Here is a 20,629-nt window from a genome sequence, read left to right as displayed (position 1 = left end):
GGGTACGAGATCGGCCGCCTTCGGGGCGGCCTTGAGGTGGACGAGCGGCTTTGGTCTGCTGCGGCGGGCGGACGCAGACGAAGTTCCGCAGCCGCTGGCCGGCCGCGTACTGCTTGCGCTGGATGCGGGTAACGCCGTTCCCACGCCCAAGATCCGGGCCATACACAGTCCAGGATCCTGCACGGTCACTGACTGACCGGCATTTCCGCAGGTCACCCCCATGTCGGGGCTGTACCCCTAGCAGACGAAGAACCTGCTGGCAGCCTTCGCAGCCCATGCGGCAGCTTCGCACGCTGCTCGGTTGGTGCGGCCGGACTTCCCCCCAGTCGCCGTCGTCTTCGGCGGCCTGCACGCCGCTTAAGCAGTGAACTCGTGTCAGCTGGCGGCGGCGCCCACGACCGGCCCCAGCACCCGCAGCGCCCCCGGCAGCACATCCACCGTGAACCGCTCCCCCGGAGTGTGCAGTACGTCGCCGTCGTACTCGAAGACGAGGGGCTCACCGTCGGTGCGTTCCACGACAACGCTGCGGCCGCGGGCGTAGACGACGCCTTCGCGGCCGACGTGGCCGCCGTCGCGGGAGAGCCCGGGAAGTTCGGCCAGCGGGAGGGCGGAGCCGACAACGCAGACGTCGAGCAGGCCGTCGTCCATCACCGACTGCGGAAGCAGCTTGAAGCGGCCGCCGCGGTACCGGCCGCCGCCGATGTTCGCGAAGACCGTCGGGCCCTCCTGGACGACCTCGCCGTCGACCAGGACGCGGCCCGGGTACGGGGTGAAGGCGCGCAGGGAGGCAGCGACGGCCTGCTCGTAGCGGTCGCGGCCGGCGCCGCCGATGTCGCGGGCCGTGATGAGGCTCTGGGCGACGACTCCGGTGGAGGCGCCGAGCAGGGCGAGCGCGCCGGTCTCGGCCACGCGGGCCAGGTCGACGGCGCGGATGCGGGGCGTGGTGACGGCGAGTTCGAGGGCTTCCTGCCAGGGGCGGTCGGCCCAGATCTCACGGTAGAAGGAGTTGCCGGTACCGGCGGGGAGGGCGAGCAGGGCCGGGAGGTGAGCGAGCGCACCGGTGCCGGGCGCGCGGCCCTCGGTGTCCGCCGCCTCGGCCAGCCCGGAGACCACCTCGTGGGCGGTGCCGTCCCCGCCGAGCGACACGATCGCGTCGTGGCCGCCCGGGGCGAATGCCTCGGCGGCCAACTTACGGGCGTGACCAGGGTGTTCGGTCAGGGCCACCGCCACCGTACGGCCGGTCTCCAGGAAGCGGCGGCGAACGGTCTCGACCATGTCGGCCGTGTACGTACCCGAGGCCGGATTAGCGATCACCAGAACCATGTCGAGCTGCTCACTCATCGCGACGGGCACTCCAGCCAGGGTCGACGGCACGGTACGGAACTGCTGGCGGAGAGGGCAGGATTCGAACCTGCGCGGGCCGGAACCCGAACCAAGTTGCCTCGGTACCCCGTTGGGCCGCTTCGGGTACCTCTCCTCGCTCCGGCCGGTGGGCTTGCATCCGCCGCTCGGTGCACCGCATACATTTCCGCAGCCCGCTGATATCGCGCTGAGACGCACGCTTCAGCCCACTCGCAGGACGGGCGCCTTGGCTGGGCCGTGCAGAGGGCATGCAGGCGTATACGGGGGAGGTCGGGCGCGATCGCGCGGGAAGCAGTGGTTGTCCGCGCACGGGCGGTGCGGGCGGTGCGGACAGTGCGGGCGGTACTGCCGTGCACACAGGCGTGTGCTCCCGTACGGGAACGGCACCCCGCACCCGTACGGGAGCACACGCAGCCCCTACGGAAAGCCTGTCGGGGACGGCAAAAGGGCACGCCCCCGTCGGGCGCGTCCTGCAGTAGTGCCGGTTCCTCAGGCGAGGTCCGGGTCGCCGAGGCCGCGGTGGGCGAGTTCCAGGATGGCGGCCGTGACCTCGTCGAGGTCGATGGGCTCGTCGCGGCTGATCATGTCATCGAGGAGGCCGTCGGCGGCATGGAAGACCATGCGGCAGGCGAGGCGGGTGTCGCGGGCGCGGAAGGCGCCGACCAAGGTGCCACGGGCGACGAAGTCGCACATCACGTCCACCACGCGCCGGTTGGAGGCGTGACAGAGCTCCAGGGCCTTGGCGTTGGCGGAGCGGTAGACGACGCGGTGCAGGGAGGCGTTCTCGACCGCGTGCTCGACCAGGGTGCGGATCAGCCGGTCCAGGCTCGGCCACCAGGCGCCGCCCTCGTCGAGCATGACGCGGGTGTCCTGCAGGAAGCGGTCGACGTACTCCTCCCACATCGCTCCGAGCAGATGGTCCTTGGAGTCGAAGTAGAGGTAGAAGGTGCCCTTGGCGACCTCCCCCGCCTCGGCCAGCTCGGCGACCGTGGCCGCGGCGAAACCCTTCGCGCGGAAGACCTCGGTGGCGCCCTTGATCAGCGCGGCGCGGCGGTCTTCGGGGCTCAGGGTCTGGCGCTTGCGGCGCGGGCGCTTCTCGGGGGTCGTGGCTGGGCTCGCTGTCGTCGCCATGGATACGCCTCCGCTCGGGGGATCGGTCACCAATCTACCCCTCCCGCTGACTGACCGCCGGTCATTGACTGACTGACCGTCGGTCATTAGCCTGAAATGGGCCTTGCCCCTGCCTGCGGCGAGCCGTGAGCAGACACCTCGGAAATCGGCGTACACGCGGCCGGAAGACGGTCGTGATCTACACAGACATGCACAGTCACCGACAAAGAAAAAAGCAACATCGCCCGCCAGCCGGGCTTCGTCCCCCAGACCCGTCCCACAATTCTGATGTGAGGGAACACGATGACCACCGACACCACCGCTCCGGGCGGGAGGAAGGGGCTTCTGCTCGCCTTCCTCTGCTTCGGCGTGTTCATGGTCTATCTGGACGCCACGATCGTGAACGTGGCACTGCCGGACATCCAGGACGACTTGTCCGCGGACATCACCCAGCTCCAGTGGATCATCGACGCGTACACGCTGACCTTCGCGTGCCTGCTCCTGACCTCCGGCACCCTGGGCGACATTCTCGGGCGCAAGAAGATCTTCCTCGGCGGACTGATCGGCTTCACGCTCAGCTCCGTGATCTGCGCGCTGTCCGGCTCCATCGGGCTGCTGCTGGTCGGCCGCACCCTGCAGGGCGTCTGCGGATCGATCATGATCCCTGTCTCGCTGGCACTGGTCTCCGCCGCCTACACGGAGCCCGCCGCCCGCGCCAAGGCGATCGGCATCTGGGCCGGCATCGGCGGGATCGCCCTGTCGACCGGTCCGGTCCTCGGCGGCCTGCTCGTCGATCACTACGGCTGGCAGAGCATCTTCTGGGTCAACGCGCCCATCGGCATCATCGCCACCCTGGTGCTCGCGAAGCTGATGACCGAGAACCTCGCCCCGCGCGCACGCCGGCTCGACCTCGTCGGGCAGGTGCTGTTCATCGCCACCATCGCAACCGTGGCGTACGGGCTGATCGAGGGCAACAGCGAGGGCTGGAAGTCCGGGCTCATCCTCGGTTCCTTCGCCGTCTCCGCGCTTGCTCTGCTCGCCTTCGTGCTGTGGGAACTGCGCCAGCCCGACCCGATGCTGCCGCTGAAGTTCTTCCGCAGCCCGATCGTGGTGGTCGCGAGCATCGTCAACTTCCTCAGTCTGTTCGGCCTGTTCGCGGTCATCTTCCTGCTCACGCTGTACCTGCAGAACATCAACCAGCTCAGCAGCGTCGAGACCGGAGTGCGGTTCCTCGCACTGACCGTGCCGATCATGATCGCCTCGTTCGCCGCCAGCATCGTGGCCTCGAAGATCGGACCGCGGCTGCCGATCGTGATCGGCTCGGTGCTGTCCGCGAGCGGTCTGTTCGGGCTCACGGCGCTCGAAGTCGGCACCGGCTTCGGCGGGTACTGGTGGTCGCTCGCCCTTCTCGGTGCCGGTGTCTCCTTCACCGGTGCGCCCGCCACCGTCGCGCTGCTCGGCTCCGTACCGCCCGAGCAGGCCGGCACCGCCTCCGGTGTCTCGAACACCTTCCGGCAGGTTGGCGCCGTCTTCGGCGTCGCTCTCGCGGGCGCCCTGCTCCTGCAGCACCTGCGCGACGGGCTGCCGGGTGCGCTGGCGAAGACCGGCATCCCCGCCGAGGCGCAGGCCAAGTCCGTCACGCTGCTCGGCGACGGCGACCTGTCCCGCGTCGCCGCGCTGCCGTCGGCGGTCCGAGCCCCGGTGGCGGAGGCCGTCGGGCCGCTGTACGTCGAGGGCATGCACCTGGTGATGCAGGTGGCGGCCGTCAGCACGCTCGCCGGCGGGCTGTTCGCGCTGCTGTTCCTCAAGGGCAAGCCCGCCTCGGCCATCTCGGACAAGGCCGGGACGGGTGAGCCGGGCGACGGTGCCGGGCAGGACGTTCCGGCCGAGACCGCCGGACAGCACTCCTGATGTCCGACTCCGGCACGGCTGCCGTGGGACAGGACGCCTCGGGCGCCCTGTCCCACGGGCAGGCACCGGTCCAGGGGGAGTTCGCACCGACAGCCGAGCACCCCACGCAGGAGATCGCCGCCCCGTTGCCCGGCGCCGACAACGCGCCGGCCCCCGCGACTCCCTCGCAGCAGCGCACCGCGGCCACGCACCCGCAGGAGACCCTCGCCCTGCCCCCCGCCGCGGTGACCGCCCCTCACCGGCGGCCCGCACCTGCCGGCGCTGAGCCGCCCGCACCCGCGCCCACAGCGCACGCGCAAACAGCGGCGGAAGCGGACGGTCCCAGCATCATCCGCCAACTCGCTCAGTGGGGCAGCCGTCTGGACCTCGACGCCGCGCCGGAGCGGGTCGTCGCCCACCTCAAGAGCCAGATCCTCAGCCAACTCGGCGCTGCCCGCGCCGGATACGGGCATCCGCTCGGCAAGCGCATCAACCAGGCGTACGGCAGCGCGCTCCAGGACGACCCGAAACACGCCGTGCAGTCGCTGTCGATGGCCACGATCTGCCTCGACTTCGACGACACCGCGTATGCCGGGCACTTGTCCCACTCCACCGTCAACGTGCCGCTGATATACGCAAGTTCACTGGGCATCGACGGACGACGGCTGCTGACCTCCGTACTCGCCGCCAATGAGTGCGCGGCACGCATCACCGCCTCGGCGACCCTCGGGCCCTTCCGCGGCCAGACCGCCGGGCACACCCATCTCGCAGGTGCGGTGGCCGGGCGGCTGCGCGCGGAGAACGCCTCCGCGGACACCTGGGCGCACGCCCTCGGCATGGCGTTCTCGGTGCCTACGTGGAGCCTGTCGCGCGGTTTCTTCAGTACCGACGCCAAGCTGCTCGTCGCCGCGGTGCCGGTGCAGATAGGGCTGAGCGCCTGTGACGGGGCACGGTTCGGGCTCGCCGGGCCCGAGGACGTATTGGAGCATCCGCAAGGGTTCCTGCGGCAGTTCGCCGACATACCGCTGCCCGAGGAGGCGGTGAGCGGGCTCGGCAGTCTCTGGCACACCGAGACCTTCTCGTACAAGATCCATCCCGGCAGCGCCTATACGAGCGCGGCCGTGGACTGCGCGGTCGAACTGCACGGTGAGCTGGCGGGGGTTGGGCACGAGCAGATCGCCGAGGTCGTGGTGGAGGGTTCCATTTTCACCGCCGGTCTCGACCGCATCGCCCGGCAGCACCGTATCGGCCCCGACTCCAGTGTGGCCGCCCTCAACTTCTCCCTCCCCTACAACGTCGCCACCGCCCTGCTCACCGGCACGCTCCTGCCCTCCGACCTCGCACACCCCGACGTGGCCCGCCCCGAACGCTGGGACCTCGCCGCCCTGGTGCGCACCGAGCACGACCCGGCGTTCAGCCGGCACGCCCTGATGGCCACGGCCCCGCTCGGCCAGGCCCTGCGCCGCGCCGGCGAACAGGCCGAGGCCTGGGTACGGGCGATCGACGCACGGGCCGCCGAGGCGCTGCCGCCCGCCTGGCTGGAACCGGAGACCGACTTCCGCTGGGCCACGAAGAACCTCGGCGCCCGCGTGAGCGTCCGTCTTCATGACGGGCGGGTGCTGCGGGCCGAGCGCCGCAGCGCCGTCGGGGCCGCGAGCGGGGCCGACCGTGCCGATCACGCGGCGCTCGCACGGCACAAGTTCCTTGCCTGCGGCGGCGATCCGGAAGCGGCCGACCTTGTCCGCGACCTCGAATACCTGCGTCCCGAGGAGGTCCGGCGGCTGGTGACCCTGGCTCTCGCCGGAACCGACGGACGCACCGCCCGCGCACACCCCGAGACCCGGAAGGGTACATCGATGGAGACCGCAGTACTGGAAGCCGCCTATGCGGGACTGATCGCCGCCGCCACGGACGCACTCGGCCACGAGGACCCGCCCCCCGTGCAGCCGGGCGAGCACAGCGCCGACTGGACACTGGCCCATATCGCCCTCAGCGACCGGCTGTTGGCATCCACGGCGCGTCAGGTCCTCGGCTCCAGGGCGGCCGGTCTTGACAACGGCCCGGCCATGGAGCCGAAGGCCGTCGAGGAGCTGACGTCATCCGTCGGCCGCGACGTCCTCGTCGAACTCGTCCGCCGCAACGCCGCCGAACTCGTCGGCATCGTCGCGCAGATCCCGTACGAGAACCAGTCCGCGCCGGTGGCGGTGCGGCTGGTGAGCGACAAGGGCGAGGAACTGTTCGCGGGCACGGTGCCCTGGGGCGAGATCGTGCGCATGCGCGCCGAGGACCACCTTCCCGGCCACACCGCTCTGCTCCGGCGTCTTGCGCAGACGCCTCAGGCGTCGTAGAGCACAGGGAGAGTCACGGGAGAGCGCAAGGAGTCCCGGGGGGCCGGGGCTCCTTGCCGAGGGGGCAAGGGCGAAAGGGGGCGCCGCCGCACCAGGAGGAACCGAGGAACGGAGCACCGAAGTACTGCGGCACCACGCACCAGCGTGCGCGGAGGCGCAGGCCGCTGCGGCACACCCGGCTATGGGGAGCGGGGTGGCCGGTGTTCAGGAGGGGGTACAGCGGATGTTGAACCAATGGCAAGGACAAGCGACGGGGCAAGCGCAAGGCGTTCGGGGGCAGCGGGCGGAATGGGCCGGGGGGCCCGGACCTGAAACCAGACCCACCCCGGGCGAACTCACCGACCCGCAGTGCCTCAACCCCGCCGAGGGGGCAGGGCTTTTCGTGAACGCGGTGTGGCGCCGGGCCGTGGTGCTCGGGGACAGTGCGGCGGAGTCCGCCGGGATGGCGGTGGTGCCGGGCTATGCCCGCCGCTCGTGGACCGACCGCGTGGCGGCCGCGCTGCGGGATGCCGATCCGCAGCTCGCCTGCCTCAATCCGCGGGCCAGGCGGGATCTGTCGCTCTCCCAGGTACGGTCCGGCCAGCTCACCGACGCCCTGGCGTTCAGTGGTGACCTGGCCCTGTTGTCCTGCGGCGGCACCGAGTTGAGGGCGGCGACCTTCGACCCGGACGCCACCGAGATCGAGTTGAGCCGGATACTCACGTCCCTGCGCGGGGCGACGTATCAAGTGGTAGCAGTCGTCAGCCCGTTCGACCTCGCGAAGTCCGGCCACGTACCGGAGGCGCGACGCCCGGCGGTACGCGCCCGGCAGCGCCTGCTCGCCGAACGGGTGGAGGCGGTAGCCCTGCGCCACGGCTGCCTGCACATCGATCTCGCCAAGCACGAGGGCGCCGCGCCCACCGGCCTGTGGGGGACGAAGCCGGGGCGGCTCAGCAGTCGGGGTCACGCGGTGGCGGCGGCCGCCGTGGTGCGGGCGTTGGCGCGGGTGCTGAAGAAGTGAGCCGGGTGCCGGTCCGAGGCGATGGCCGCCCTCGTCTCGGACCGGCGTCCCTGACGGACTGAGCCCTCCGGCGGAAACTACTCCGTTTCCGTTCCCTGTTCATGTCATCCGGTCCCGGCACCGGCAGCGTTGGAACGAGTGGAGAGGCGCCACTGCGCTGTGCCCCCACCACCACGACTCAGAAGCAACCGGATGAAGAAGTTCGCGCCGGCGACAGCCCTGGCAGCCGCGCCACCCACAGGGGTTCTCAGTACGCTCTAGTTTTCCAGCACCGCCTTCAACCGCCCCAGCGTCGCCCGCATCCCGGCGCTGTTGGCCTCGTGCCGCACCGCCGGTTTGGTCCCTGTGAAGAACCCGAGCAGCTCGGCCGGCCTGCCCTTGCGTCCTGTGCGCAGGTCCTCCCAGTACTCGGTGACCCGGGTGGCACCCTCCTCCTCGGCGAACCGGTACCCCCACAGGGCGATCGGCAGCCCGAAGCTGGTGACGCGGAAGGCGAAGTCCCGCCCCTCCTCGGCCCGTACGACCCGGCAGTCCGTGAACCACAGCCACAGGCCCTTGCGGTTGAAGCCGGTGAACTTGGTGCCGACGGTGACGGGCACGCGGCCGTGCACCCAGACCACGCGGCACTCCGGTGAGAATGTCCCCATACGGCGGACATCGCTGATGGCGCGGTAGGCGAGGCCCGGCGAGGTGTGCACGAGCACGCTCTCCTCGACCTGCCATCTGCGTACGCCGGACTCGCCCTGCACGGCATCCTGTTCCGTCATGAACTCGGTCTCCTGGTCGCCCGCCAGCGAGCGCCTCTCCGTCAAGGCCCCGCCGGTCTCCGGGGCCTTGACGGATTGTCAGACCCTGCTCTCACGCCTTGCTGAACACGAGCACGGCGTTCTGCCCGCCGAACCCGAAGGAGTTGCTGACGGCGACCTCGACCGTCAGGTCCCGGCCCGCCTTGGCCACCACGTCGACCTCGACCTCGGGGTCGAGGCATTCCAGGTTTGCCGTCGGCGGAACGTGACCGTCCTCGATCGTGAGCACCGTCGCCACGGCCTCGATCGCCCCCGCGGCTCCGAGAGCGTGACCGACCACCCCCTTGATGGAGGTTACCGCCGGGTGGTCCCCGATGACCCGGCGAATCATCCGGGCCTCGGCGACGTCGTTGAGCGGGGTGGACGTGCCGTGCGCGTTGACGTGATCGACATCGGCGGGGCCCAGCCCGGCGTCCGACAGAGCGTTGCGTACAGCGAGTTCGGCGCCGGTGCCCTTCGGATCGGGCGCCGTGGCGTGGTGAGCGTCGGCCGAGGCACCGAAACCGCTGACGAACGCGCGGATACGGGCACCGCGGGCCTTCGCGTGCTCGGTGCGTTCCAGGACGAGGACGGCGGCGCCCTCGGCGGGGACGAAGCCGTCTCGGTCGGCGTCGAAGGGGCGGGAGGCCGTGCTCGGTGCCTTCCGGCGCTTGGAAAGGGCTCCCATCTGGCTGAAGCCGGACACGATCGAGGGTACGAGGCAGGCCTCGGTGCCGCCGGTCACGACGACGTCGCACTGGCCGCTGCGCAGCAGCTCGCGCGCCATGCCGACGGCGGTGGTGCCGGAGGCACAGGCCGTCGCCGTCACGAAGTTGGGGCCGCGGGCCCCGCACTCCATCGCCACATAGCCGGCGGACATGTTGAGGGACAGCATCGGGATCAGCAGCGGCGAGACCTTCAACGGGCCCTCGTCGCGCAGCACGTTGTGCTGCTTCTCCCAGGTGGCGGCGCCGCCGATGCCGTTGCCAAGGACGACGCCCACCCGGGCGCCGTCCCACGTCGACGGGTCAAGACCGGCGTCCGCGAGGGCCTCGGCGGCGGCCGCGATGGCGAACTGGCTGCTGCGGTCCAGGCGCCAGACCTTGCGCCTGCCGACCGCCTTGGCCGGGTCGAAGGCGGGCACGGCGCAGCCGAAGTCGGCGGGTGTGCCCTCGAGAGCGGGGACAAGGCCGGCGGCCGTGCTCTCTCCGGCGCGGATGCGCTCCCAGGCCGTCCGGGCACCGATCCCCGCGGAGCTCACCATCCCGACCCCGGTGACGGCGGCGTCGAAGCGGGAGGTGGCTGCCATCAGACGGTCACTCCCTTTGCCGCGATGACCTCCGCGGCCTGGGAGATGGTGTCCTGGGCGCTGATGTCCTCGTCGTTCACCGGCACTCCGAACTCCTCCTGAGCGGCCAGGGACAGTTCGACCAGGGCCAGCGAGTCCAGTTCCAGGTCGCTGAAGGTCTGGTCGGGGGTGATCTCGTCGGCCTCGAGACCGAATCCGGTCTGAAGCAGCTTGACCATACGGTTGTAGACGTCGCTCATGACGAAAGCTCCCTTTGTTCTCGGTTGTTCGCAGGTGTGTGACGGATGTCCGCGTGTGGTGCGGACGGTGCGTTTCCAGCCGGTGGCGCGTTTCGTATGCCGACGGCGCAAGCGTGCGGCGTGGCGGTGGATGTCGTACGGATGGCGGATTTCGTACGGGCTCGGGTACCGCGGGATGCGGCCACGCCGGATCCGGGGCGGGCCTGTCTCAGGCGGCTTCGACGTCGGGCCAGCTCAGGGTGCAGGCGCCCCAGGTCAGCCCGCCGCCGAAGGCGGTCATGAGGACGCGGTCGCCCGGGTGCAGGGCGCCGGACTGCGCCGCGTCACCGAGGGCAAGCGGGATGGAAGCGGCGGCGGTGTTGCCGACGCGGTCGATGTTGACGAAGCAGTCCTCACGCGGGACGCCGAGCCGGTCGGCGACGGCGTGCAGGATCCGCAGATTGGCCTGGTGGGCGACGACCAGGTCCGGACGGTCGCCGGGCCACCCGGTGCGGGCGAGGACACGGTGCGCCGACTCGGCCATCCGCTCGACGGCATTGCGGAAGACCGCCTTGCCGCTCATCCGGAAGTACGGGTCGGCCTCGTCCCCGGCCGTGGCGTACGGGAGGCGCGAACCACCCGTCCGTACGGTGATCAGGTCGCTGCCGTTGCCGTCGCTGCCGAGGTCGAACGCGCTCAGTGCCCCCGGCTCTTCGGGGTTCCCGGCCCGCAGAACCACCGCTCCGGCGCCGTCGCCGAAGATGGCCCGCCCCGAACGGTCCTCGGGGTCGAGGATGCGGGAGAACGTCTCCGCGCCGATCACCAGAACGCGGTCGGCCGTCTGCGCTGCGATGAGCCCCGCGCCGGCGGCGAGCCCGTAGAGGAAGCCGGTGCACACCGCCCCCACGTCGAACGCCGGCACCGTGCCGAGCCCGAGCCGCGCGGCCACCAGGGGCGCCGTCGCCGGGCAGGGCCGGTCCGGAGTGGTCGTGGCCACGATGACGGCGTCCACCCGGTCGCTGCCCGCCGATTTCAGCGCCCGCCCGCCCGCCTCGACCCCGAGATCGCTCGTCGCGGTCGAGGGGTCGGCGATGTGGCGCTGCCCGATGCCGGTGCGGCTGCGGATCCATTCGTCGGAGGTGTCGACGAGCCGGGACAGTTCCTCGTTGGTGAGCACGTACGGGGGCACCCAGGTGCCGAGGCCGCACAGAACGGATGCCCGGCCGAAGGGGGCCCGGCCGCCCGCGCCCCTGCTGACGGATTCCCCGTCTCCCGCTGCCACGCCGCCCACTCCCCCGCCTCCGGCCGGATCGCTCATGACGCCCCGCTCTCCAGTTCGGCCACCTCGTCGCTGACCTGGTCGAGATAGTGGGCCACCTCCGCGTACGACTGCACGATCCCCACCTCCACGTACGGCAGGCCACTGCGCAGGCAGAAGTCCTTCACGAGGGGCTGCGCCTTGCGCAAATTCGTGCGTGGCATGGACGGGAACAGGTGGTGCTCGATCTGGTAGTTGAGACCGCCGTAGAAGAAGTCGCTGAACCGGCTCGGCTTGATGTTGCGGGAGGTGGTCACCTGCCGCGTCAGCCAGTCCAGGTCCTCCTTCTGGCCGTCGCGCACTGGCAGTCCCTTGTGGTTCGGGGCGAACATCAGGCCCATGTAGATCCCGAACAGGGCCTGGTGGACGACCAGGAAGGCCACTGCCTTGCCGGGCGGGAGCACATAGAACAGCGCGGCGACATAGGCGACCAAGTGCAGTGTGATGACGGTCAGTTCGGCGCGCTTGTACTTGGTGATGGCGCCCTTGCTCGCGGCGACGTAGCCCGAGAGGTGCAGGCGCAGGCCCTCCATCATGATCAGGACGAAGAACATCCAGGACTGGTGGCGGACCACGAAGCGCTGGAAGGGCGTGGTGCGCTTGCGGCGGTCCCCCGCCTCGAAGATGACCTGGCGGCGCAGGATGTCCGGGTCCAACGAGAGGTGGTTGGGGAAGTTGTGGTGGGCAGTGTGGTGCTTGACCCACCAGCCGAAGCTGACGCCGGTCAGCAGGTTGCCGTGGAAGTAGCCGATCGCGTTGCTGCCATCGCGGGTCCGCACGATCTGGCGGTGCCCGGCGTCATGCCCGACGAGGGCGGTCTGGCCGAACATCAGGGCCAGGCAGGCGGCCACCGCGAGCTGCCACCACGAGTCACCGAGCAGGGCGAAGGCGGTCCATCCGGCGCACAGGAGCAGGAAGTTGAGAGTGATCTTGTATACGTACCAGCCCGGGCGGGTGTCCATCAGCCCGGCTTCCTTGACCAGCCGGGTGACCTCATCCAGCGTGCCGGCGCCGGGTGCGCCTCGTTCTTCGACGGTGGTCATATCGCTTCCTCCAGGCCCATGTAGACCAGCCGCTTCTGCTGCATGGACTCGGCCCACTCGTGCGCGGTGCGCACCCGCTCCTCGACAGTGGTGTCCACCAGCCGGCGGCCGGGCCAGATCTCGTAGTCGCCGACCAGGTCGGCGTGCTGGTCCAGGCCCTCCTGGAAGAGGGCCTCACGGCGCAGCACCATGTCCGCCGCGGGCAGCGAGTCCCACAACTTCCGGCCGCGCGTGATGAGCTCGATGACGCGTGGCTTGTCCTCGGGGTGCTTCTGGAGGTGCTCGCGGGCGATGGAGCTGCCCACCGTGAGGTGGCGGATCTCGTCGATACCGGCGCCGCGTTCGACGTCGGCGGCGGCCGGGTCGAAGATGCGCCACTTGAGCTCGCTGAGCTGCGCGGCGGGGGCGAGCACACCTTCGACGAGGATCGTGAGGACCACTACGCCGCCGATGAAGTCGCCCTGATCGCGAAGGACTTCGAGGCCGAGGGTCTCCAACGGGACCAGCACGGCGTCGCGGTCTGCGGCGGCCAGCTTCTCGATGACGTCGAAGAGTTCGGGCTCGGCGACCCCGAGGCTCAGCAGATGACTGCGGAAGACCATCGCGTGCCGGGCCTCGTCGATCAGCTGGGTGGCGTAGAACTCCATCGAGTCGTTGTCGGGGGCGAGGGCCACCATGTACCCCAGTGCGCGGGTGGCCTTCTCCTCGGCGATGGTGCGGAAGGCGAGTTCCTGGGTGAGCGCCTGGTTCAGCGGCCCGGGACGGCTCGTGACCTCGAGCGGCACCACGCTCTCGTCGTGGCCGAGGACCTTGCCGCGCAGGGTGCCCTGGGGCACTGCTCCGAACCAGTACTGCAAGTTGCAGGAGGCAGCGGTGAGTTCGAGGGTGCTCGCGCCGTCTACGAGGGTCGGGGCGCGGTCCCAGTCGGCCTCGGCGGGAATCGGGGTGGTGGTCATCGGGGGCTCCTGGTGTCGTCGTCGGTCGGGGCGGCGGCCGCGTCGGGTGCGGACGGGGCGCGCGCGGGCGGAACCCGGTGCAGGGTTCCGGCGAAATTGAGCAGCGGCGCGGCGGCGTTGCCCAGGCGGGCGGACGTCACACGGGCGAGGATCAGTTCGTGGTCGCCGGCCGCGACCGTCCGCTCCACCCGGCACTCCAGCCAGCCGACGGCGCCGCCGAGCAGCGGGACCCCGTCGGCGGTGCGGCCGTCCCAGACGTCGAGGCCCGGTCCGTCCAGGCCCTCGCCCCGGTCGGGGCGCGCGAAGTGCCGGGCCAGCGATTCCTGGAGGTCGGAGAGGGCGTTGACCACGAAGGTCTTGGCACCGAGCAGGGCGGTCAGGCCGCGGCTGCCCCGGCGCAGGGCCACCGAGACCATCGGCGGCTTCATCGAGGCGAGCGTGAGGGTGCTCACGGTCACGCCGTGGGTGCTCTCGTCCCCGCCGCAGGTCAGTACGGTCACCCCGGTGGCGAACTCCCGTGTGGTGGCGCCGGCGGTGGCCGTCCGGCTGCCGTCGGGCCACGCGGCAACGAGGGTACGGGTGTCTGCCGGGCTCATGTCGTCCTCGCGTCGAGCTGCTCGATGACCCGGCCCGGGTCGGTGGCGGAGGCGGCGAACTCGTTCCGGAAGCGCTGGAAGGCCGGGTGGGTGACGGGCTCGAAGTCGAGGCCGAAGGGCTTGAGGAAGTTACCGAACAGCGCTCGGTCGCCGAAGAGATGGATCGGCAGGACGAGCAGCGCCCACTCGGCGCCCAAGAGCCAGATCCAGGCCAGCAGCACGATGGTCTGCGTGGCCAGGCTGTGCATCGTGTTGTAGAGGACGTAGTAGACCTTGGAGATCTGCTTGTCGCGGCTGCGGTGGTAGGCGATCGCGCCGGGCAGGTAGCCGATGAGGTCGATGTAGAGGAAGAGGGCGACGGCCGGCAGCCAGCGCACGTCGGTGAGGTGGGTGAAGAAGAAGCCGAGGGCGACGGCGAGGCCGACCGCGTACTCGAGCCGGATCAGCCGGTAGGTGACGGGCGTCTCGAAGATGTTCTTGGCATCCATCAGCCGGTCCCCGCCGTCATCGCCGGGGCCTGCGCCTGCGCCTGCTCCTGTTCCGCCTCCTGGGCACGCATCTCCTGCGCCCGTTCGCGAGCGATCTCGACGGCGCGTACGAGGGCTTCGTCGCCCTCGACCTCGGCCTTGCCGAAGAGGCTGCTGACGACGAGGCCGATGGTCTCGCGGAACACCCGCTCGGCGACCGGGTCGAGGATGCCGGCGAGGGAGGGGATGCCGAAGTCGAACTCGGTGTAGAAGTCGATCAGACTGTCGTCGCCGTCCGCTCGGACCTGCCATGTACCGGTGAACGCGGCGAAGTCGCCGTCGATTTGAGTGAAGGCGATGGCGAGGTTCGCGCGGTCGAAGGTGTCCGTCTCACTCCAGCGCAGGATGCCGTTGCGGAAGTACACCTCCCAGTCGCTGTGTCCCTCCTCGTCGCCCGTGCTCTGAAGGACAGTCACGGAGCGGACGACGGGGGAGAACCCGGGGTATGTGGCGAAGTCCTTGACGCGGTCGAACGCCTCGCCGGGCTCGACGGCGACCGCGCGGATAGTCACCTGTGCGCTGCGCATGGTCAGACGCCTCCTGAAGTCGGTGTGTAGCGGGCTGCCTGTGCCCGGCAGGCGCGGTCCATCGCCTCGCACAGAAAGTCCACGTCCGCCGGCTGGAGCACGGCGGGCGGGGTGAGGCGCAGGACCAGATGGGAGTTGAGCGAGTGGTTGGCGATCACGCCCTGCTGGATCAGCTCGATGAGCAGGTCTCCGGCGGGTCCCGGCTCGGCGAATTCGATGCCGAGCATCAGCCCTCGGCCGCGGACCTCACGGACCGCATCGCCGAAGTGGCGGGTGACCACGGAGCGCACTTCGGTGAGGATCTGCTCGCCGAGGACCTTGGAGCGGGTGACGAGGTCGTCTTCCTGGATGGCCTCGATGGCCCCGCGGGCGGCGGCCATGGCGAGCGGTGCGCCGGAGAACGTGGAGGTGTGCAGGTACGGGTCCTGGTCGAAGGCGGTGAAGGCCTCCGGGGTGGCGACGACCGCCGACACCGGGACGACGCCGCCGCTGAGCCCCTTGCCAACGAGCAGCACGTCGGGCACCACACCCTCGGCGTCGGCGCCCCACCAGGTACCCAGGCGGCCGAGGCCGGTCTGGATCTCGTCGAGGACGAACAGCGCACCGAACTCCCGGCACAGGTCCGAAACTTGCCGCAGATACCCAATCGGCGGGATGACCACCCCGGCCTCGCCCTGCACCGGTTCCACGAACACGCAGCCCTCGCCGGGGATCTGCGCGAGCACCGCACGCAGCGCCTCGGCATCCCCGTAGGGCACATGGGAAGTGCCCGGGAGCAGCGGCCGGAAGGGGTCCTGGAACAGGCTCTTGCCGGTGAGGGACAGGGCGCCCATGGTCTTGCCGTGGTAGCCGCCGTCCGTGGCGACGAGGCGCGTCCTGCCCCGGGTGCGGGCGAGTTTGATCGCGGTCTCCACGGCCTCGGCGCCCGAGCTCGCGAAGTGCACCCGGCTGAGTCCCTCGGGCACCACGGACACCAGCGCGTCGGCGGCCAGTGCCGCCTGCGGCTCCAGGAAGATCCGGGTGGCGACGGGGTGCGTGTGCAGCTGCTCGGCGACGCGGCGGACGACGGTGGGGTGGCGGGCTCCGGTCAGGAAGACCCCGTACCCCCCGCAGTTGAGGAAGCTCCGGCCGTCACTGGTGTGCACGCGGGCGCCCTCGGAGGCGACCTCGACGTGGCCGCCGAACAACTCGCCGAGGGTGGCGCGGCCCTTGCTGAGGCGGCTGCGGTACAGGCGGCCGAGCTCGTGGCGGTCGGGGATGTCCCCGGCGACGGCCGGCTTGATCGGTGCGCTCGTCATGTCCGTACGCCCTTCAGGCCAGCCGCAGCGGCTTGCCCGCCACGTGCTCGAGGAAGGGACCGTGGAAGCTGGCGCGGGACGGCGGGTGGAAGGTCAGACCGTGCGAGACCGCGGCGAGGTAGGCCACGTCGGGCGAGCCGATGAAGGCCATACCGCCGAGCATCTCCACCGCCGTGTTGACGGTTTCGCCGAGCGCGTCCTGCACGGCGTAGCGGGCCACGAGGGTCTTCGCGAGGGCGTCGTTGGCGCGCTCGCCGTCCCTCACCATCCGGCCGACGCCATCGAGGAGCAGGCCCGCCGTCTCCAGCTTCGCGATCAGGTTCGCGCGGTCCGACTCGCTGCCACGGCGCGTCGTGTACAGCCGCTCGACCAGCGCCGAGACCATGCCCAAGTAGCAGGCGGAAATGAGGAGTTCGAACCAGATGAAACCGACGGTCTGCAGCTCGTCGAGCTCACCGGCCGCGCCGAGTTCGGTCCGCATGATGAGCTGCTCGTCGACGAGCACGTCCGTCAGCCGCACCTCGTGGCTCTCCGCGCCGGCCAGCGCCCAGCTCTGCCAGAACGGGTGGGTACTGATGCCCTCCGTCTGGTGCGGCACCAGCAGGACAGCCATCTCGGAGCCGCCGTCCGCGGTGGGCAGCGCCACGCTCGCGGTCAGCAGGTCCATCGACTGCGAGAGACTGCACGGCTTCTTCGACCCGTTGATGACGAAGCCGCCCTCGGCCGCCGTCGCCGTCATCGTCGGCGTGAGGATGCCCTGCGAGGGCTTTCCCTCGGCGAAGCCGGAGGCCACCAGCAGGTTCTGTTCGGCGATGCCCTCCAGCAGCGCCCACTCCATGCCGCTGCTCTTGATGCTGTCGGCGAGCGTGAAGAGCGTGGCTACGGAGAAGTGGTGCATCGTCGTCGCGACGGCGAGCGACGGCGACACGGCGGCCAGGGCACGCACCACCCCCAGCGCCTGCAACGGGTCGGCGCCCGCGCCCTGGTACTCCTTGGGGATCACCAGCCCCGGGCCCTTGGCTGTGCGGAAGTGGGTGAGGCCCGGGCTCCCCGGCTTCTCCAGGTCGGCCAGGGGAATGTCGTCGAGGTTCTTCAGCAGGCCGGGGAGAAAGCTCTCACAGATCTCCCGGGCCGCATCCATTGAACGCATGTGCTTCCTCGGTTTCGGGTCCGTTGTCGCGGGCGGGTGTCACGGGTCGGTGCCGGGTGCGGGTGCGTACGCGGAGGTACGGGCCGCCGGGATCGGGCGGCCGGGCAGTGCACGGAGGTCCGGCCGGCCGCGGGCGGGGCAGCCCGGGGAACGGGTCGCGGCCGCTGAGAGTAAACCGGCCACGGCCACGGGAGATCTGCGGGAACGGGCCTGCCGCTACGGCTGCTGGTGCCGCTGGTGCTGCCGCTACTGGGACTTGCCGCCGCCGAAGACGGCTTCGCGTGGGCGCAGACCCTGGGCGGCGACGCTGACTCCCTGGACGTGGGAGGTGCGCAGGATCGGGTAGTTGGCCTCGCCGAACACGCCGCCCGTCAGACCGGTACCGCCGTGGGTCGGGAGGTAGGGCAGGAATCCGATGTGCGAGTCGTTGACCTTCAGCAGCCCGCCCTTGGTGACACGGGAGGTGAACCGGTCGATCACCGCACGGTCGTCCGCCCACAGGGAGTTGCGCAGCCCGTACTCGTTGGTGTTCACCCAGTCGATGAACCGTTCGAGGAGTTCGTCGTCCTCCCCGTCGGCGCGTTCGGCGACGACCACGGGCAGCAGCGGGAAGAACGTCTCGTGCCGCACCGCCCGTACCTCGCGCGCCCGGTCGAGACCGCGGACGAGGACGACCGTGGGTTCGAGGAAGATGCCCGAGGAGTCCCGGGTGCCGTCGAGTTGCATGGCGTGGCCGCCGCAGACGAGTTCCGCACCCGAGGTGAGGGCGTCGTCCAGGCAGGAGAAGAACTTCTCGTTGCGCAGCACCGGGGTGAGGAGCACGCCCTCGTCGCCGGCGTGGCCCGGCCTCACCAGGGCTGCTTGGCGGGCGAGTTCGGCGGTCAGCGGTCCGGCGATGTCGGGGTGGGCGATTACCTGGTTCGGGATCATGCACAGCTGCCCGGAGCCGTAGAAGCTCTCGGTGAGCGCCTCGGCGGCGAGGCTGACGTCCGCGTCCTTCCAGACCACCACCACGTCGTTGCCCGCGAGTTCGAGGATCGGCTTCTTGCCGGCGGCGACGCAGCGCTCCTGGAAGCGGATGCCGTTCTCGCTGCTGCCGAAGTACATGATGTCGTCGACGTGCGGGCTGTCCAGCCAGGCGTTCAGCATGGGCGCCGGGTCGCCGCAGACCACGGAGAGGGTGCCGGGCGGTGCCCCGACCTCCTCCAGGACCGGTGCCACGACCTCGTGCAGCACATACATCACGCCGAGCGGTGCGCTGCGCGGGGCCCGTACGACCAGGGCGTTGCCCGCGAAGATTGAGGTGACACCGAGCAGCGCGCTCGAAAGGGGCGCGTTCTGCGGCGGGTTGAGGCAGACGACACCGTCCGGCTGCCTGCGCACGGAGATCTCGCGGGCGCCGTGCCGGAACTCCTGCAGCATCTGCGAACGGTAGAAACCGAGCGACTCGGGGCCGAAGCACTCCAGCATGCCGGACACCTGCCAGCGGGCCAGCGCCAGCGGGTGACCCTCCTTCACCAGGATCCGGGTGATCTCCTCGGCCCGCTCCGCCAGCCGCTCGTGCAGCAGCGTGCCGACCTGGTCCAGGCGTACGTCCAGCGAGACGGCGGACCACTCGCGGGTGGCCCGCGCGGCGGCCTGGAGTGCGTACTCGATCGTCTCGCGGTCCGCCTTCGCGATCCGGCCGACGATCGTGGGCGGCAGCTGCCCGCCGGTGATCCTGCCCTGTTCCAGCTTCCTCTTCAGGGTCAGACTGGCGAACGCGTCGTCGAGCAGCGCTGCCGCGTCCAGTACATAGACCCATTCCGCACTCGGGATGCTCTTTCCGTCGACATAGGAGAGATACGTCGATGCCCCAGAGGCGAGGACGACATCTTCCTGAGATTGCGGAGAACCCCCCGCCATTTGCGTGCCGTTCACGCGATCCCCGCTTTCTTTCTGCGCGTCGAACATCCGGCAGATTTCCTCCGGCTGCTCTCAGTAATGTTCCAGCGCGGGCTGAGAAGGATCTGAGACGGCTCGGAGACGGCGGGTTCAGGGGCATCGAAGCAGGGCGCAGGACCATGTGGCGGGACAGGTGACAGAAAATCCTGCGATTCTGCGTCTCCACCGCCCCGCATTCCCCCGGATGCCGGGAAACCGGACGCAGTACGTGTCCGGGCGACAGGGGAACGACATGTCAACGACTGAGGATTCAGTAGCTTTCGACTCCGTTGTGCAGCCGCTGCGGAAGTACGCCGAGAACCCGAGCGCCTTCCTGGCGCTGAACACCGGCAGCGAATACTTCAGCGCGCCCGGCACGGAGGGCGTCATCGCGTACCGTACGGCGGGCCGTTATCTGGTCCAGTTCGGCGGCGCGTTCGGTCCCGAGGGCGAACAGGAGAAGCTCCTGACGGAATTTCTCGGTTTTGCGCGACACAAGCGGCGCAAAGTCTGCGCGATCCAGCTCCAGCGATCCGACGCCGATCTTTACGCACGCTGCGGCTTCACCGTGAACCAGGTCGGGTCCTCGTTCTCTTTGCACCTTCCCGAGTTCACGCTCAAGGGCTCGAAGTTCGTGAAACTGCGCAACAAGATCTCGCGCGCGAAGCGCAGCGGCCTCGAAGTCGCGGAGGTCGCCTTTGACCACGTCGCCGCCGAGGTCGCGGCCCTCGACCAGAAATGGCTGCGCGGCAAGGGCAAGCACGTCAAGGAGATCGAGTTCCTGGTCGGGCAGTGCGGTGGCCGGGCGCAGAGCGAGCGCCGGCTGTTCGTCGGCAGCATGGGGGGCGCGATCGTCGCGTACATCTCGTACTCCCCCGCCTACGGCTCCCGGGCCGGCTGGCTGCACGACCTCAGCCGCCGCCACCCCGAGGTGTCCCCCGGGGTGATGGAGGCCATCAACGCGCACGCCATCGACACCTTCCGGTCCGAGAACGCCGAGTGGCTCCACTTCGGTTTCACCCCGTTCACGCGCCTCGCCCCCGGCAACGAGGTGTCCGCGGCCAGCTCCGTGACCGGCTGGTTCATGCGCTTCCTCGCGGACCACGGCGAGGCGGTCTACCCGGCGGCAACACAGCTCGCGTACAAGGAGAAATGGGCGCCGCAGCTGGTGCTGCCCGAGTATCTGGCCTTCCACGGCCGGGCGCGGTTCGGGGCAATCTGGCAGATCCTGCGGGTGACAAAGTCCGTCTGAGTCCGTCCGGGCACGGC

General features: G+C 70.2%; 18 protein-coding genes and 1 tRNA gene. 4 read left to right on the top strand and 15 right to left on the bottom strand.

What is annotated here, in order from left to right:
* Nucleotides 1-375 precede the first annotated feature (375 nt).
* The 3 genes from ACFT7S_RS12175 to ACFT7S_RS12165 form a co-directional block, all read right to left on the bottom strand.
* Entirely contained in the window at nucleotides 376-1,341 is a 966-nt protein-coding gene (locus ACFT7S_RS12175) for a diacylglycerol/lipid kinase family protein (protein ID WP_382730138.1), read from the bottom strand.
* A 46-nt stretch (nucleotides 1,342-1,387) separates the two neighbouring features.
* A tRNA-Cys gene (locus ACFT7S_RS12170) sits at nucleotides 1,388-1,477 on the bottom strand.
* Between the two features lie 374 nt (nucleotides 1,478-1,851).
* The gene (locus ACFT7S_RS12165; RefSeq protein ID WP_382730136.1) at nucleotides 1,852-2,493 is read right to left on the bottom strand and encodes a TetR/AcrR family transcriptional regulator; all 642 of its coding nucleotides are present in this window, start codon (nucleotides 2,491-2,493) and stop codon (nucleotides 1,852-1,854) included.
* 282 nt (nucleotides 2,494-2,775) lie between these two features.
* Here ACFT7S_RS12165 and ACFT7S_RS12160 point away from each other — a divergent pair, with 282 nt between their 5' ends.
* The 3 genes from ACFT7S_RS12160 to ACFT7S_RS12150 all read left to right on the top strand — a co-directional run bounded on the left by ACFT7S_RS12160 (nucleotide 2,776) and on the right by ACFT7S_RS12150 (nucleotide 7,710).
* On the top strand, nucleotides 2,776-4,383 hold the full coding sequence (locus tag ACFT7S_RS12160; RefSeq protein ID WP_382730134.1) for a DHA2 family efflux MFS transporter permease subunit: 1,608 nt from the start codon (nucleotides 2,776-2,778) through the stop codon (nucleotides 4,381-4,383).
* The gene (locus ACFT7S_RS12155; protein ID WP_382730131.1) at nucleotides 4,383-6,710 is read left to right on the top strand and encodes an MmgE/PrpD family protein; all 2,328 of its coding nucleotides are present in this window, start codon (nucleotides 4,383-4,385) and stop codon (nucleotides 6,708-6,710) included. Before ACFT7S_RS12160 ends, ACFT7S_RS12155 begins: the two co-directional genes overlap by 1 nt.
* 382 nt (nucleotides 6,711-7,092) lie before the next feature.
* A complete protein-coding gene (locus ACFT7S_RS12150) occupies nucleotides 7,093-7,710 on the top strand; it encodes a GDSL-type esterase/lipase family protein (protein ID WP_382730129.1) in 618 nt (205 codons plus the stop codon).
* A 257-nt stretch (nucleotides 7,711-7,967) separates the two neighbouring features.
* Here ACFT7S_RS12150 and ACFT7S_RS12145 read toward each other — a convergent pair whose 3' ends face one another.
* From ACFT7S_RS12145 to ACFT7S_RS12090, 12 genes are all read right to left on the bottom strand, one after another.
* Complete coding sequence (locus tag ACFT7S_RS12145) at nucleotides 7,968-8,477, bottom strand: SRPBCC family protein (protein ID WP_382730126.1); 510 nt, start codon at nucleotides 8,475-8,477, stop codon at nucleotides 7,968-7,970.
* A gap of 91 nt (nucleotides 8,478-8,568) precedes the next feature.
* The gene (locus ACFT7S_RS12140; protein ID WP_382730124.1) at nucleotides 8,569-9,804 is read right to left on the bottom strand and encodes a beta-ketoacyl-[acyl-carrier-protein] synthase family protein; all 1,236 of its coding nucleotides are present in this window, start codon (nucleotides 9,802-9,804) and stop codon (nucleotides 8,569-8,571) included.
* Nucleotides 9,804-10,043, bottom strand: coding sequence for an acyl carrier protein (locus ACFT7S_RS12135; protein ID WP_382730122.1), 240 nt, complete (start codon nucleotides 10,041-10,043; stop codon nucleotides 9,804-9,806). Before ACFT7S_RS12135 ends, ACFT7S_RS12140 begins: the two co-directional genes overlap by 1 nt.
* Nucleotides 10,044-10,251: 208 nt before the next feature.
* Nucleotides 10,252-11,340: a beta-ketoacyl-ACP synthase III gene (locus ACFT7S_RS12130; protein WP_382730119.1), complete on the bottom strand. Its 1,089-nt coding sequence runs from the start codon at nucleotides 11,338-11,340 to the stop codon at nucleotides 10,252-10,254.
* On the bottom strand, nucleotides 11,337-12,383 hold the full coding sequence (locus tag ACFT7S_RS12125; RefSeq protein ID WP_382730117.1) for a fatty acid desaturase family protein: 1,047 nt from the start codon (nucleotides 12,381-12,383) through the stop codon (nucleotides 11,337-11,339). Before ACFT7S_RS12125 ends, ACFT7S_RS12130 begins: the two co-directional genes overlap by 4 nt.
* The gene (locus ACFT7S_RS12120) at nucleotides 12,380-13,339 is read right to left on the bottom strand and encodes a VlmB-like protein (RefSeq protein WP_382730114.1); all 960 of its coding nucleotides are present in this window, start codon (nucleotides 13,337-13,339) and stop codon (nucleotides 12,380-12,382) included. The genes ACFT7S_RS12125 and ACFT7S_RS12120 overlap by 4 nt, the downstream gene beginning before the upstream one ends.
* Nucleotides 13,336-13,935, bottom strand: a complete 600-nt coding sequence (locus ACFT7S_RS12115; RefSeq protein WP_382730112.1) for a flavin reductase family protein — start codon at nucleotides 13,933-13,935, stop codon at nucleotides 13,336-13,338. Before ACFT7S_RS12115 ends, ACFT7S_RS12120 begins: the two co-directional genes overlap by 4 nt.
* Nucleotides 13,932-14,423 carry a hypothetical protein gene (locus ACFT7S_RS12110; protein WP_382730110.1) on the bottom strand — a complete coding sequence of 164 codons (492 nt, stop codon included), beginning with the start codon at nucleotides 14,421-14,423 and terminating at the stop codon, nucleotides 13,932-13,934. Before ACFT7S_RS12110 ends, ACFT7S_RS12115 begins: the two co-directional genes overlap by 4 nt.
* Nucleotides 14,423-14,989: a type II toxin-antitoxin system RatA family toxin gene (locus tag ACFT7S_RS12105; protein WP_382730108.1), complete on the bottom strand. Its 567-nt coding sequence runs from the start codon at nucleotides 14,987-14,989 to the stop codon at nucleotides 14,423-14,425. Before ACFT7S_RS12105 ends, ACFT7S_RS12110 begins: the two co-directional genes overlap by 1 nt.
* Nucleotides 14,990-14,991: 2 nt before the next feature.
* A complete protein-coding gene (locus tag ACFT7S_RS12100) occupies nucleotides 14,992-16,287 on the bottom strand; it encodes an aspartate aminotransferase family protein (protein ID WP_382730106.1) in 1,296 nt (431 codons plus the stop codon).
* Nucleotides 16,288-16,300: 13 nt separating this feature from the next.
* Nucleotides 16,301-17,437 carry an acyl-CoA dehydrogenase family protein gene (locus ACFT7S_RS12095; protein WP_382730103.1) on the bottom strand — a complete coding sequence of 379 codons (1,137 nt, stop codon included), beginning with the start codon at nucleotides 17,435-17,437 and terminating at the stop codon, nucleotides 16,301-16,303.
* A 246-nt stretch (nucleotides 17,438-17,683) separates the two neighbouring features.
* On the bottom strand, nucleotides 17,684-19,342 hold the full coding sequence (locus ACFT7S_RS12090; protein WP_382730261.1) for an aldehyde dehydrogenase family protein: 1,659 nt from the start codon (nucleotides 19,340-19,342) through the stop codon (nucleotides 17,684-17,686).
* A gap of 271 nt (nucleotides 19,343-19,613) precedes the next feature.
* Between ACFT7S_RS12090 and ACFT7S_RS12085 the strand changes: the two genes are divergently transcribed.
* The gene (locus tag ACFT7S_RS12085; RefSeq protein WP_382730101.1) at nucleotides 19,614-20,612 is read left to right on the top strand and encodes a bifunctional lysylphosphatidylglycerol flippase/synthetase MprF; all 999 of its coding nucleotides are present in this window, start codon (nucleotides 19,614-19,616) and stop codon (nucleotides 20,610-20,612) included.
* Nucleotides 20,613-20,629 lie beyond the last annotated feature (17 nt).

It is taken from the genome of Streptomyces sp. NPDC057136 (genome assembly GCF_042670885.1).
In the GTDB taxonomy this organism is placed as follows: Bacteria; Actinomycetota; Actinomycetes; order Streptomycetales; family Streptomycetaceae; genus Streptomyces.
The sequence above is the reverse complement of the archived record's forward strand: the minus strand, read 5'-3'. Positions and strand labels throughout refer to the sequence as shown.

Coding starts and splice junctions, on each gene's coding strand:
- ACFT7S_RS12160 (WP_382730134.1), top strand. CDS start 2,776: ATGACCACCGACACCACCGCTCCGGGCGGGAGGAAGGGGCTTCTGCTC.
- ACFT7S_RS12105 (WP_382730108.1), bottom strand. CDS start 14,989: ATGCGCAGCGCACAGGTGACTATCCGCGCGGTCGCCGTCGAGCCCGGC.
- ACFT7S_RS12085 (WP_382730101.1), top strand. CDS start 19,614: ATGTCAACGACTGAGGATTCAGTAGCTTTCGACTCCGTTGTGCAGCCG.
- ACFT7S_RS12095 (WP_382730103.1), bottom strand. CDS start 17,437: ATGCGTTCAATGGATGCGGCCCGGGAGATCTGTGAGAGCTTTCTCCCC.
- ACFT7S_RS12140 (WP_382730124.1), bottom strand. CDS start 9,804: ATGGCAGCCACCTCCCGCTTCGACGCCGCCGTCACCGGGGTCGGGATG.
- ACFT7S_RS12165 (WP_382730136.1), bottom strand. CDS start 2,493: ATGGCGACGACAGCGAGCCCAGCCACGACCCCCGAGAAGCGCCCGCGC.
- ACFT7S_RS12100 (WP_382730106.1), bottom strand. CDS start 16,287: ATGACGAGCGCACCGATCAAGCCGGCCGTCGCCGGGGACATCCCCGAC.
- ACFT7S_RS12090 (WP_382730261.1), bottom strand. CDS start 19,342: ATGGCGGGGGGTTCTCCGCAATCTCAGGAAGATGTCGTCCTCGCCTCT.
- ACFT7S_RS12125 (WP_382730117.1), bottom strand. CDS start 12,383: ATGACCACCGTCGAAGAACGAGGCGCACCCGGCGCCGGCACGCTGGAT.
- ACFT7S_RS12120 (WP_382730114.1), bottom strand. CDS start 13,339: ATGACCACCACCCCGATTCCCGCCGAGGCCGACTGGGACCGCGCCCCG.
- ACFT7S_RS12130 (WP_382730119.1), bottom strand. CDS start 11,340: ATGAGCGATCCGGCCGGAGGCGGGGGAGTGGGCGGCGTGGCAGCGGGA.
- ACFT7S_RS12115 (WP_382730112.1), bottom strand. CDS start 13,935: ATGAGCCCGGCAGACACCCGTACCCTCGTTGCCGCGTGGCCCGACGGC.
- ACFT7S_RS12145 (WP_382730126.1), bottom strand. CDS start 8,477: ATGACGGAACAGGATGCCGTGCAGGGCGAGTCCGGCGTACGCAGATGG.
- ACFT7S_RS12175 (WP_382730138.1), bottom strand. CDS start 1,341: ATGAGTGAGCAGCTCGACATGGTTCTGGTGATCGCTAATCCGGCCTCG.
- ACFT7S_RS12135 (WP_382730122.1), bottom strand. CDS start 10,043: ATGAGCGACGTCTACAACCGTATGGTCAAGCTGCTTCAGACCGGATTC.
- ACFT7S_RS12155 (WP_382730131.1), top strand. CDS start 4,383: ATGTCCGACTCCGGCACGGCTGCCGTGGGACAGGACGCCTCGGGCGCC.
- ACFT7S_RS12110 (WP_382730110.1), bottom strand. CDS start 14,423: ATGGATGCCAAGAACATCTTCGAGACGCCCGTCACCTACCGGCTGATC.